At 48.0% G+C, this 11,419-nt stretch carries 11 protein-coding genes and 1 pseudogene; 6 read left to right on the top strand and 6 right to left on the bottom strand.

Annotated features, from left to right (window positions below):
- Positions 1-34 precede the first annotated feature (34 nt).
- The gene (locus ROSEINA2194_RS20970; protein ID WP_172727059.1) at positions 35-208 is read right to left on the bottom strand and encodes a DUF6472 family protein; all 174 of its coding nucleotides are present in this window, start codon (positions 206-208) and stop codon (positions 35-37) included.
- A gap of 114 nt (positions 209-322) precedes the next feature.
- Here ROSEINA2194_RS20970 and ROSEINA2194_RS06760 point away from each other — a divergent pair, with 114 nt between their 5' ends.
- A complete protein-coding gene (locus ROSEINA2194_RS06760; protein WP_044927393.1) occupies positions 323-505 on the top strand; it encodes a DUF4250 domain-containing protein in 183 nt (60 codons plus the stop codon).
- A gap of 14 nt (positions 506-519) precedes the next feature.
- Here ROSEINA2194_RS06760 and ROSEINA2194_RS06755 read toward each other — a convergent pair whose 3' ends face one another.
- The 4 genes from ROSEINA2194_RS06755 to ROSEINA2194_RS06740 all read right to left on the bottom strand — a co-directional run bounded on the left by ROSEINA2194_RS06755 (position 520) and on the right by ROSEINA2194_RS06740 (position 4,398).
- Positions 520-1,092 carry a M48 family metallopeptidase gene (locus ROSEINA2194_RS06755; RefSeq protein WP_007884798.1) on the bottom strand — a complete coding sequence of 191 codons (573 nt, stop codon included), beginning with the start codon at positions 1,090-1,092 and terminating at the stop codon, positions 520-522.
- A 32-nt stretch (positions 1,093-1,124) separates the two neighbouring features.
- Complete coding sequence (locus ROSEINA2194_RS06750; protein WP_044927392.1) at positions 1,125-2,111, bottom strand: helix-turn-helix transcriptional regulator; 987 nt, start codon at positions 2,109-2,111, stop codon at positions 1,125-1,127.
- Positions 2,112-2,359: 248 nt separating this feature from the next.
- Positions 2,360-3,676 (bottom strand): sensor histidine kinase, encoded by a 1,317-nt coding sequence (locus ROSEINA2194_RS06745; protein ID WP_007884796.1) that lies wholly within the window; start codon positions 3,674-3,676, stop codon positions 2,360-2,362.
- Positions 3,676-4,398, bottom strand: a complete 723-nt coding sequence (locus ROSEINA2194_RS06740) for a LytR/AlgR family response regulator transcription factor (protein ID WP_007884795.1) — start codon at positions 4,396-4,398, stop codon at positions 3,676-3,678. Before ROSEINA2194_RS06740 ends, ROSEINA2194_RS06745 begins: the two co-directional genes overlap by 1 nt.
- A gap of 169 nt (positions 4,399-4,567) precedes the next feature.
- Between ROSEINA2194_RS06740 and ROSEINA2194_RS06735 the strand changes: the two genes are divergently transcribed.
- Both ROSEINA2194_RS06735 and ROSEINA2194_RS06730 read left to right on the top strand, forming a co-directional pair.
- The gene (locus ROSEINA2194_RS06735; RefSeq protein ID WP_044927391.1) at positions 4,568-4,948 is read left to right on the top strand and encodes an alginate biosynthesis protein; all 381 of its coding nucleotides are present in this window, start codon (positions 4,568-4,570) and stop codon (positions 4,946-4,948) included.
- Between the two features lie 50 nt (positions 4,949-4,998).
- A complete protein-coding gene (locus tag ROSEINA2194_RS06730) occupies positions 4,999-7,101 on the top strand; it encodes a hypothetical protein (protein ID WP_007884793.1) in 2,103 nt (700 codons plus the stop codon).
- A gap of 204 nt (positions 7,102-7,305) precedes the next feature.
- Here the strand turns inward: ROSEINA2194_RS06730 and ROSEINA2194_RS06725 are convergent.
- Positions 7,306-7,665, bottom strand: a pseudogene (locus ROSEINA2194_RS06725) (IS1634 family transposase); the annotation flags it as partial.
- 190 nt (positions 7,666-7,855) lie between these two features.
- Here ROSEINA2194_RS06725 and ROSEINA2194_RS06720 point away from each other — a divergent pair.
- From ROSEINA2194_RS06720 to ROSEINA2194_RS06710, 3 genes are read left to right on the top strand one after another with little or no spacing between them, the layout of a single operon-like run.
- Entirely contained in the window at positions 7,856-9,307 is a 1,452-nt protein-coding gene (locus tag ROSEINA2194_RS06720) for an NAD(P)/FAD-dependent oxidoreductase (protein ID WP_055301721.1), read from the top strand.
- A gap of 2 nt (positions 9,308-9,309) precedes the next feature.
- Positions 9,310-10,572 carry an NAD(P)/FAD-dependent oxidoreductase gene (locus ROSEINA2194_RS06715; protein ID WP_007884790.1) on the top strand — a complete coding sequence of 421 codons (1,263 nt, stop codon included), beginning with the start codon at positions 9,310-9,312 and terminating at the stop codon, positions 10,570-10,572.
- Between the two features lie 2 nt (positions 10,573-10,574).
- The gene (locus ROSEINA2194_RS06710; RefSeq protein WP_044927390.1) at positions 10,575-10,946 is read left to right on the top strand and encodes a DUF1667 domain-containing protein; all 372 of its coding nucleotides are present in this window, start codon (positions 10,575-10,577) and stop codon (positions 10,944-10,946) included.
- Positions 10,947-11,419: the final 473 nt, after the last annotated feature.

The following is an 11,419-nucleotide window of genomic DNA, read 5'->3' as shown; positions in this document are numbered from 1 at the left end:
CCTGCAAGCGGCAGTTCATAAGTTAAACTCTGGTTTACATCTGATGGCGCACCACCGCATACTCATCATCATTCTGATAGTATGGACAGTCTTTGTAATGTCCCTGCATCAGACGTGCAGCGTCATCCTCATCCATATCTACCTCACAGTAGTAACATTCATCATCGTCATCATAAACATTGTATACACAGCTGTCACAATTTGCCATTGTATTTATTCCTTTCCAATCCACAATCTGATTTCTATAGGCAATTGCCCTTTTGTCTTTCCTATGCTATCTTATTATTGTTCAAAAAGCAATATGATTCAAAGGAGATTTATTATGTACCAGAATATTCCAAACGACCCGGTGATGCTTTTAAGTTTTGTCAACACACAGCTGCGCGACTATTTTACCACTCTTGATCTTTTCTGTGAAAATTTTAACGTAGACCGCAGTGAGCTGGAAGAAAAACTAAAATCTATCGATTACGAATACAACGCAGCCACCAATCAGTTTGTATGATTGATACGAGACTGTCAGACGCCTTCCTCGTTGAGACGTGCACGCACATTTTTCCAGTCCGGGAAATACTGTGCGACATAACCCCAGAATATTTTATTATGGCTTGCTTCCAAAATGTGACACATCTCGTGGACAACCACATACTCAAGGCACTCCGGTCCTTTCTCATAAAGAGCCAGATTAATGTTGATATGATGCGTTTTTACATTACAGGAGCCCCAGCGCGTTTTCATCTGCCGGATTGTGACACCGGATACCTGCACCCGCATCAATTGCTCATACTTCTGGATCAGCTTTTCCACTGCTGCCTTCAAAAGTACTTTTCTACGTCTGATCTCCGCCTCACTCAAAGCCGGTCTTAAATCCTTCTGCTGTTTCAATTCCTTATATTTTTCCTGATATTCCCTGATCCACGGCAGGCGTTCCTCCGCAAATCTGCGGATACGAAGATCACTCATCTGATACGGTGCAGAGATCAAAACCATGCCGTCCTCTTTTTTGATGCGCAGATACATGTTTTTGATGCGTTTTTTTGTCACGGTGATCACAATGCCCTCCAACACGATCTGATACGTTCTTTCTTTCATGTCCGATTTATGTTTCCTTCTGCTCTGAATTATTATGAATATCTCTCGATAATCTCGCCAAGATAGTCTCTATATTGTTCCACCACCCGCTCCGGAGCTTCTATTTTCACGATATTTCCCAAGCCAGTGATCCAGCCGAAAAACTGGCGGCTCACCGCTACATTCACTCTCGCCTGGATCGTGTTCTCATCAATTTTTCTCATCGCAACATCTTTTCCAAACCGGTCGATCATCACGCCTGTTAAAGAACGGTCGCATCGCAGTGTGACAGTCTCCTCTTTTCCTGCAAACATTCCAAATGTTTTTTTCGAGTAAGCTGCAATATCAAAATGCTGGAACTGTTCTTTTCCTTCTCTTTTTTCCACAGAAAGTTCGATTTTTAACATTTTATCCACGCGATAATGCTTGATGATCCCCGCCTCGCTGTCGTAGGCGATCAGATAATAATTTTCATCATCCCACGTCAAAAGCCACGGACTCACCTCGTATACTTTTCCATTCCGGCGGAGATGCATTTCTTTATTCACATCCCACTCAAAATACTGAAACTGTATTTTCACGTTCTCCGCGATCGCATTGTAAATGATGTCGACATTATAATAGATGTTTTCATTGACCGTCTTATTCCGGTTTGTCACAACTACCTGTCTGTGTAACTGACCCGCTTCATATTTACTGCAAAGTGTTTCCAGCTTTCCGATCAGATCTCTTGATTTTTTCGTTGTGATAAATTTGGAGGACTGCACCGCATCTACCAACAATTTCAGTTCTGCCAGCTCAAACTGGCGGCTCACTAGCGTGTAACCGCCCGATCTCCCCGAATTTTTTACAATATCCATTCCATAGTCGATCAGAAGGTCAATATCTGTGTAAATACTTTTCCGTTCCGCATTAATGCCCTGCAATGCGAGATAATCAATGATCTCCTGCGTAGTCACTGAATGCTCCGCATCCGTTTTCTCCGTCAGGCACTGCATGATATATAGAAGTTTTAATTTCTGTTTTTCCGATTTTGCCATTGTTTGCCCCATGTCCTCCATGAAGTCTGGAATTCTCTGCTTTCTTTGTTGTGATCCTATTTCCGATTATAATATATCCATTTTTTTCATGCAATAGGGTTACTGTTCACTCGTCAATGCTAACTAAATGACATTGCACAGTGAAGTCTAACGTCTTTGCAAAAACGGCAATCCGGTACATACAGGGATTGCCGGAAGCGAGACTGCTGAAATCTGTGGTCGTGCCGTTTTGGAAAGGCAGGGCATAATTACCCACAGAGCATGACCTTTACACAGAACAGACCGTCCTGATAGGTAACCGTACTCACCCCGCAGGATTTTTCTGCGATGTGACGGACGGACTGAAGCCCGACACCGTCTCCTTTTCGCTTGGAGGACAGAAATACCCCGTCTTTTTCCCGGATAACTCCGTCATAGGTGTTTTCAACTTGAATCAGTGCCAGACTGTTGCCATGCAGATAGGCGGTCAGCTCGATTCTGCGTCTGGCAGGTGCAGTATGCAGGCTGGCTTCCAGCGCATTCTCCAGCAGATTAGAGAGGACCAGGCAAAGATCGATCTCGTCTACAGGAAGACATTCCGGAAGATCGAGCCGCACGGAAAATGGGATCTGCTCCCGCTTCGCAAGTGCGCAGTAATACCCGACCACGCCGTCTGCCGCCCGGTTTTCACAGAAATGCAGCTCCAGACTCGGGATTCTGGAAACTGCGTCGGAAAGATAGGCTTTGATCTTTTCAAGATTCCCTTCTTCTGCAAGGGCAGCGAGCTGACATAGCTGGTGGCGCAGATCGTGCCGCGCCTGCCGGGTTTCCTCAATGGCAGCTTTCAGGCTTTCGTAGCGCTGCTGCTGCATAGAAAGCAGCTGGTTCTCCTGCTGCAATCTCACATTCCGGTTGATACTGATTGCCATCAGAAGGAAGATTGCGTTGAAGAAAAGCATCAAAAACAAAAGTGCGATGCAGATCACAAAATACCCCTGCAAAACACGCCCGGTATAGAGAGTGTCCGCATACTTGGGAATCATAAACAGATTCAGCGCAATGAACACCAGCGGCAGCACCCAGAACACATACCAGGTCTGTGCAAAATTTTCGTCCTCGACCATCCTCCGCACACTGTGCGTCGTAGGATAATAGGCGATGGCGGCAAACAGCCAGCAGATCGCATGATAGCAAATCACGACCCGCAGACAAAACCATGGTGCAGCCTGCGCCTGCGGCAAACCGGCCAGCATAGCTGCGTTGAGCGCTCTTGCAAGGCTGTTGATACAGGCAAATACCGCACAGACGGACAACGCAATCGTTCCAGATTTCCAAAGCGAAATCCGGAGCGTTTTTATGTAGATCACGACTGCAAGCAAGGTTAGGCCTGCAAGCATCGGCGCAGTTGGCATGCGGCGCGCATAGCACATCACGCCTCCGGCGGCACAAAGCAGCGCAAGCAGCGGGGCAAGCCACAAAACAAGCTTTGACAGCGGCTGCTTTAAACTGGATTTTACCGGGAAGCAGGCAAGCAGCATGCCGGGAATCACCACGCCGAGTTCCAGAATTGGACGCAGCAGCTCCATTATACCATCCGCCCCCTTTGAAGCAGGAATTCCATAAGCGCCTGCCGGGCGCTTTTTAGAAGGTCCTGACTGACAAACACGCGGCTTCCGTCCGCCATGCGGAAGGCGGCACCTTCCAGATCCTTCGCGTGTTCCAGATTCACGATCACTCCGCGCCCGCACACAAAAAAGCGTGTGTCATCCTTTAGTGAGGCGATGAACGTCTTGAAGGGTTGGCGTGTGGCAAGCGTCTTTTGAACCGTCGTATGGACGTAGATCAAGTGGGCGAAGTGTTCTGCGTAGATGATATCCTGATAGCGCAGATGGATCTCGCTTCCCTCCACCTTTAGCTCCATATATTTGTCCGGCTGCGGTATGCAGGCAAGCAGCTCGTCCGTCAGCGCGTCGATGTCCGCTTCGGTAAGGGGCTTGACCAGATAGTGCAGCGCCCGTACCTGAAAGCCCTCCAGCGCATGGTCGGTCGAGGTCGTGATAAAAACCAGCAGGCAGTCAGTGTCGGTTTTCCGCAGCTTCTTTGCCGCCTCCATGCCCGTCATGCCATCCATATAAATATCCAGAAATGCGGCAGTAAAGGGTGCTTTCCTTGCCGCTTCCAGAAATGTCTCGCCGCTTTCGTATTCCAGAATATCCGCCTGTACTTTTCTCCGCTGAAGCTGCCACTCCAGCCTGCCTTTCAGCAGTGTGCGTTCCGCAGCAAGATCATCCACAATCGCAATTCTCATGCAGGTTTCTCTCCTTGTGCTTAAATTCCAAGATAATTATATCACAGCTTGTCGAGGATAACAAAGAACTGCTGTCGGAATTCGTGCCAAAATCGCCCCTTTCGTGCCACGGCGCTTGAAAAAAGCGAATGGCCTTTTTATACTGAGCACAAGCAGGATGCTAAATCGGATGAAGGAAGGAGGGAGATCTGTGTATCGTATTGCAGTGTTGGCAGAACAGGAAGCAGAGCGGCAGCGCTACGCCGAGCAAATTACCCGGTTTTGTGAAGCGAAGGGGCTGTTTCCGCAGGTCATGCAATATGACGACCAGGAACGTTTTTTTGAAACGGCGCAGAAAGCTGATCTAACCAATGCCGTCATTGCACTTTCCGGGGTGGCAGGGTTGAATGCGGCGGAGCACCTTCGGTCCTTATGCCCAGCATGCCGGATGATCTGGTGCAGTGACCTGGATTTCTCTCTTCATGCCTTCCGGCTGCGGGCCGACTATTTCCTGATGAAGCCGGTTTCCGAAAAAGCATTCCAGCGAGGACTGAATGCCTGGATTGAATAAACGGGCATCGAACCAAACCGGGACAATAAGCATAAAAATGGAGGATATCAATGAAAAGGAAAAAGTTACAATGTTCTGTACCAACCCTTATGCTGGCAGGTGTGTTGTGCCTGACATTGGCAGCCTGCGGTGCGAAGCAGTCTTCCGACATGCCTGCATCGGATACAGAATCCGCGGTAAGCACTGCCCTGCCTGCATCGGATACAGAATCCGCGGTAAGCACTGCCCTGCCGGTAAAGGCCATGAATGCCAAACGTGTTGACGAAAACCCCTATATGGCAAAGAGCGACGCCAACATTCACCACGACGGCTACAATACCGACTCTACGGATGAAGTCCTGCCGCTCGGCATCTATCCGGAGATCAATGTTTCCTATGAAAAAACCAACGCGAACGCTTCGCCTGCCATTTACTTTGACAGCTACGGCCACGCAGTCGTTCCGCTGCTTGGCGGCATCGCCATCCGCGATCTGAACGCGGAGGAAACCACGACGCTGGGCTATTTCTCCCCAAAGCAGCATGACGGCGGCGGTTACGTCATCCAGAGCTCCTATACGTTCCTGGACTCGGAAAACCACATCGTCTGCCCCACCAGCAACAACCATGTGCTGATGCTGATGGCAACCGATGAAGCAGGAAATGTCCTGCCTGAATTTGAAAAGGTACTGGACATTGACATCAAGGCGGCAGCCGAGACTGCGCTCGGCAAGGAGCTGACGCAGAATCTTCTGTCCGTGGTCTTTGACTACGATGGAAACCTCTGGTTTGCAACCGGCGGCTTCCGCATCTACCCGGAGCGTGAGCAGCAGGGTGTGCTGGGCTATATCGAGCGCTCCGCCATCGACGCAATTCTCAATGGCGAGCAGGCTGACCTCTCCGATGCGGTCTTTGTTTATGAGCTTACCCCCGGCGAGGGCGCGGAAAACGGCATTGCCGCCTCCAAGGACGGCGCGGTCATCCTGACAAACCAGAACTGCTATCTGCTGCGTGCCAACAATGGTGTCGAGGCTGTCTGGTGCACACCGTATGAGAGCGTCGGCGCTAAGGTCAGCGGCGAAAACGACAAGACCACCGGCGGCGGTCTTACCTGGGGCGGCGGCTGCTCCCCGTCGCTGACGCCGGATCTTGTGATGTTCACCGACAACGCAGATCCAGTCAAGCTGCTGGCGCTCGATATGAAGACCGGTGAGATTGTTGCAAGCATGCCGGTGCTGGATGATCTGCCCGAGGGCTATCAGGTGGCGGTTGATAACTCTGCCATCGTCTATGATGACAGTGAGGGCACCGTCAGCACTATCGTGTGCAACTGGTTCGGCGCAGGCAGCGCAGGCCTTGCCGATCCCACCAGTGACTCTTCCATCCAGAGCTACGCCAACATCTATGACACGAACTGGCTGACGAAGGGCAACTGCATGATCGCACCCGGCGTCGAACGTGTCGATACCATCAAAACCGATTCCGGCTATGAGATGAAAAGTATCTGGTGTCGCAATGACCTGAGTGACACGTCGATTATGAAGCTCTCCACAGCAACCGGCTATATTTACGGCTATGTGCAGGATCTGGAAAGCGGCATGTGGCAGTACATCATTCTGGACTTTGCCACCGGCGAGACGGTATTAACCATGGACGTCTCCAACAAATATGGCTACAATAACATGGCTATCGGTATGTATGCCGGAAACAGCGGCAACGCGCTCTACTGCCCGACGGGCTATCTGGAGCTGCTGTGCTTGCAGGACCGCTTTGTGTATCTTCCCGAAATGCCCTACCGCAAGGTCGATCTCGACAAGTCCGCACGGAACGTACTGACACAGGAACAGTTTGAGCAGGCCGGCGGCGAAGGTACGGTTGCGAGCTGGCGCAATACTGTGACGGTCGAAAATGTTCATCCCAACACGACGGTCTCGTTCCGGATGAACAATCTTTCCGGAAGCGCCGCTGATTTGAAGCTCTATGCCTACGGTGCAGACGGAAAGCTAGCAGAGGTCAGCAAAGAGCTGTGGACGATCACGGATGAATCCGGGACTGGCGTGGATACTCTGACCGACGGCACACTGTATGAACTGCGTGTCAGCGTCGCAGACGACGGTGCGCTTGATCTGAGCGAGGCTGAAAAGGAGATCATCATTTCCGTTGTGCTTTCAAAGTAAGTCTCCAGAAAGACTCCGGTGCTTTTGGCACCGGAGCCTTTCTTATAGTGCTATTGTGCTATATTTTTTACACTATGGTAAATTTATTTCTTTTGTTTACTTGATGATGCTTCGCATCGTAGATTTTTTGATAAATTCATAGTCTGTCCGAAAACCAAAAGTTTTGTGTAAAGAGTCTGTTATTTCAGTTCGGGTGTAGGATGGAACGATCAGCGTCCCATCCAAATCTCCGGTAAAAACAGGAACTTCCTTGTAGTAAATGGAGTTAAAAACTTCTTCATCTGTTTCGTCCAAAGTCCTGATATCTAAAAAACCTGTCGAACCAGCTTTTCCGAACTGTGTTGGATTCAGGGCAATATGACGGTCTTCCTGCTTCATCTTTTTAATGGAATGCGTGATGACATAAGCCCGATTCCCGATACTGTTAAACGCCCGGTCATTTGCGCTTTCAAGACCGGCATCTGAACAGAAAATAAATTCACTACAGTTAAAATCTTTTATGATTTTCTTCTCCAGAGGCTTAAGCGTTGTCTGCTCGTTTTGGTTACCTGGAAAAACATCAAATTTCCCTTGCACTTTTATTATTTCATGCTATACTATAGTTAAGTTAATAACTTACCGAGAGACATGAGCAAGGTAATAGGGCGATAGGAATCGCCTTGTTTCTTTGCTCTTTTTTTGTATCAAGGAGGCTAAATCCTCTCCTCGCCCAGAGGGGCTCGGATTTTGCTTCGCAAAACAAGGAGGATTTGATATGTATGATGTAGCAATTATTGGTGCCGGGGTTGTCGGCAGTGCAATTGCAAGAGAACTTTCCAAATATCAGGTAAATGCCTGTGTCATTGAGCGCGAGGAAGACGTGTGCAACGGTACTTCCAAAGCAAACAGTGCTATTATCCATGGTGGTTTTGACGCAACACCAGGTACGCTCAAGGCAAAATTAAATGTCAGAGGGAACTTTTTAATGGATGAACTTGCAAGGGATCTCGACATTCCTTTTAAACGAAATGGTTCTCTCGTAGTTTGTACCAAAGATCAGGATCGAAGTGGTCTGGAAAAACTTTTGGAAAAAGGAACCTCCAACGGCGTGCCGGGTCTCCGTATCATAGAACGTGAAGAACTGATCGCAATGGAACCGAATTTAAGCGACGATGTCACCTGTGCACTCTTCGCTCCTACCGGCGGAATCGTCTGCCCATTCCATATGACAATGGCATTTGCAGAGAATGCCTGCACGAACGGAGTGAAATTTTTCCTGAATACACAGGTGGATACAATTGAAAAAAACGGAGATAGTTACCGTATTTCCACGCTCCACACAGATACGAAAAACAAAGAAACTTTTGAAGCCAAAGTTGTAATTAACGCCGCCGGTGTTTACGCCGATGTTTTTAATAATATGGTAAGTGAAAACAAACTTCATATCACCGCACGAAAAGGCGAGTACTGTCTGTTGGACAAAGATGCCGGAACCCATGTTTCCCATACGATTTTCCAGCTTCCTTCCAAAATGGGAAAAGGTGTTCTCGTCACACCGACTGTACATGGAAATCTGTTAGTCGGTCCAACTGCTGTTGACGTAGACGACAAAGAGGCTGTCAACACCACGGCTTCCGGACTTGACTCACTCGCTGCCACTGCCGCACGAAGCGTGAAAAATGTTCCAATGCGCCAGGTCATCACCTCATTTGCAGGACTGCGTGCCCATGAGGATAGCGATGACTTTGTGATCGGAGAAGTGAAAGACGCAAAGGGATTTATCAATGCTGCCGGAATCGAATCCCCCGGTCTTTCCTCCGCCCCTGCAATTGCAGAGATGGTCACTGATATTGTAAAAGGGCTTCTTCCATTGGAGAAAAATCCTGATTTTGTTGGAACACGAAAAGGAATTCTCCGCCTGGATACACTGTCTTTGGAAGAACGAAATAAACTCATCAAGGAGCATCCTGAATACGGTAACATCATCTGCCGCTGTGAAATGATCACAGAGGGAGAAATTATGGACGCAATCCACCGCCCACTCGGTGCCCGCTCCTTAGATGGAGTAAAACGTCGCACCAGAGCCGGCATGGGACGCTGTCAGGCAGGTTTCTGTTCTCCTCGTACCATGGAAATTTTGGAGCGTGAAGTTCCGATGAGCATTTTTGACATTACCAAAAACGGCGTTGGTTCCAATATTGTTGTTGGATATAATAAGGAGGTTTAGCCATGAATACATATGATTTAGTTATCGTTGGAGGTGGTCCTGCCGGACTTGCCGCTGCTGCAAGCGCAAAAGATCATGGGATTGACAGCATATTAATCATTGAGCGTGATAAAGAACTTGGTGGAATTTTAAATCAGTGTATCCACAACGGATTTGGCCTCCACACATTCAAAGAAGAATTAACCGGCCCGGAATATGCTTCCCGTTTTATCGATATGGTCTTAGATCGTGGAATCGAATACAAGTTAAATACTATGGTCATGGACATTTCTGCTGATAAAAAAGTAACCGCCATGAACCGTGAAGATGGCATGTTTGAAGTTCAGGCGAAAGCTGTCATTCTCGCTATGGGCTGCCGCGAACGATCCAGAGGTGCCTTAAACATTCCGGGCTACCGCCCTGCCGGCATTTATTCCGCCGGAACTGCCCAGCGCCTTGTCAATATGGAAGGCTATATGCCGGGAAAAGAAGTTGTGATCTTAGGCTCCGGTGACATCGGTCTTATTATGGCACGCCGCATGACCTTAGAGGGTGCAAAAGTAAAAGTTGTTGCAGAATTAATGCCTTATTCCGGCGGATTAAAACGTAATATTGTACAGTGTTTAAATGATTTTGACATTCCCTTAAAATTAAGCCACACAGTCGTAGATATCGAAGGAAAAAACCGTGTCGAGGCAGTTACGATTGCGGAAGTTGGTTCTGACCGCAAACCAATCCCCGGCACGGAAGAACGCTATACCTGTGACACGCTGCTGCTCTCCTGTGGTCTGATCCCGGAAAATGAACTGAGTAAAAGCGCCGGTGTTGCCTTAAACCCGGTAACCTCAGGTCCAGTTGTCAATGACAGTTTAGAGACAAACATCGATGGAATTTTTGCCTGCGGCAATGTGCTTCACGTTCATGATCTGGTAGATTATGTTTCCCAGGAAGCATCCGCTGCCGGAAAAAATGCTGCAAATTATATTAAAAACGGCAAGGAAAAAGATGCAAAAATTGTTGAGATACTTCCGGTCGATGGTGTCCGTTACACTGTTCCAAAATACATCCGCCCAACAGAAATGGATGATACTTTAACCGTTCGTTTCCGTGTTGGTGCTGTTTATAAAAACTGCGCCATTGCCACCTATTTTGACGACCAGCTCATTTCAAAACGCAAACGTCCGGTCATGGCTCCCGGCGAAATGGAACAGGTCATCTTAGACAAGAAAAAACTGGGCGAATATCCTGATTTAAGTAAAATTACAATCAAAATTGAGGAGGCGTAATTATGAGCGAAACAACTCGTGAACTTACCTGTATTGGATGTCCGCTCGGATGTTCCATTACTGTTACAATGAACGGCACCGATGTCGTATCCGTTACCGGAAACACCTGTCCAAGAGGTGATGCCTATGCCCGAAAAGAAGTCACAAATCCAACACGTATCGTGACTTCCACTGTCCGTGTGGAAGGCGGAATATCACCGATGGTCAATGTTAAAACAGCCAGTGACATTCCAAAAGCCAAAATTTTTGAATGTGCCAGTGCCTTGAAAAATGTCGTTGTGACTGCACCTGTCAAAATCGGGGATGTTGTGGTTTCCAATGTTGCCGGAACCGGGGTAGATGTCGTGGCTGCAAAAAATATTGTTGCAAAGTAAACCGGAGTTTAGGTGACGTAGTGTCGCAGATTTTGTGGTGCTTTTATAGGTTGTGAAGGGCAGATATCAGCGTCCTCTCACAAGTCGTGATTTTATCGGTTTATGAAAAGAAAAACGGTACAGACGAAATATGCTGTTCCTGTTCGCCGGGCATTCCGATAAGCCTCTAAAGAGTCTTATCTCCATGGCTCACAAAGGAAATCATATTTGTCTGTACCATTTTTCTTTCATTTACGTTGTGAATGACTTGTGAGAGGACGCTTATATTTGCCCAATCAACATCATGAATCGCACCACAAAATCTGCAATTTACGTTATGGAACTCACGGTTATGGGATGAGTGCCTATATTGGGTTCTGCCGCTCGTAACCTGGATTGACGGATTTTCACAATCTGGATATTGCATGCCACACAGTCTTGGCTTAATAAAAAATAGAACTGATTTGTTTTCAGGATTTTGGGAGCGACCGGTC

It is taken from the genome of Roseburia inulinivorans DSM 16841 (assembly GCF_000174195.1).
GTDB lineage: Bacteria > Bacillota > Clostridia > Lachnospirales > Lachnospiraceae > Roseburia > Roseburia inulinivorans.
This window is presented reverse-complemented; position numbering and strand designations above follow the sequence as displayed.

Coding starts and splice junctions, on each gene's coding strand:
- ROSEINA2194_RS20970 (WP_172727059.1), bottom strand. CDS start 208: ATGGCAAATTGTGACAGCTGTGTATACAATGTTTATGATGACGATGAT.
- ROSEINA2194_RS06760 (WP_044927393.1), top strand. CDS start 323: ATGTACCAGAATATTCCAAACGACCCGGTGATGCTTTTAAGTTTTGTC.
- ROSEINA2194_RS06755 (WP_007884798.1), bottom strand. CDS start 1,092: ATGAAAGAAAGAACGTATCAGATCGTGTTGGAGGGCATTGTGATCACC.
- ROSEINA2194_RS06750 (WP_044927392.1), bottom strand. CDS start 2,111: ATGGCAAAATCGGAAAAACAGAAATTAAAACTTCTATATATCATGCAG.
- ROSEINA2194_RS06745 (WP_007884796.1), bottom strand. CDS start 3,676: ATGGAGCTGCTGCGTCCAATTCTGGAACTCGGCGTGGTGATTCCCGGC.
- ROSEINA2194_RS06740 (WP_007884795.1), bottom strand. CDS start 4,398: ATGAGAATTGCGATTGTGGATGATCTTGCTGCGGAACGCACACTGCTG.
- ROSEINA2194_RS06735 (WP_044927391.1), top strand. CDS start 4,568: ATGAAGGAAGGAGGGAGATCTGTGTATCGTATTGCAGTGTTGGCAGAA.
- ROSEINA2194_RS06730 (WP_007884793.1), top strand. CDS start 4,999: ATGAAAAGGAAAAAGTTACAATGTTCTGTACCAACCCTTATGCTGGCA.
- ROSEINA2194_RS06720 (WP_055301721.1), top strand. CDS start 7,856: ATGTATGATGTAGCAATTATTGGTGCCGGGGTTGTCGGCAGTGCAATT.
- ROSEINA2194_RS06715 (WP_007884790.1), top strand. CDS start 9,310: ATGAATACATATGATTTAGTTATCGTTGGAGGTGGTCCTGCCGGACTT.
- ROSEINA2194_RS06710 (WP_044927390.1), top strand. CDS start 10,575: ATGAGCGAAACAACTCGTGAACTTACCTGTATTGGATGTCCGCTCGGA.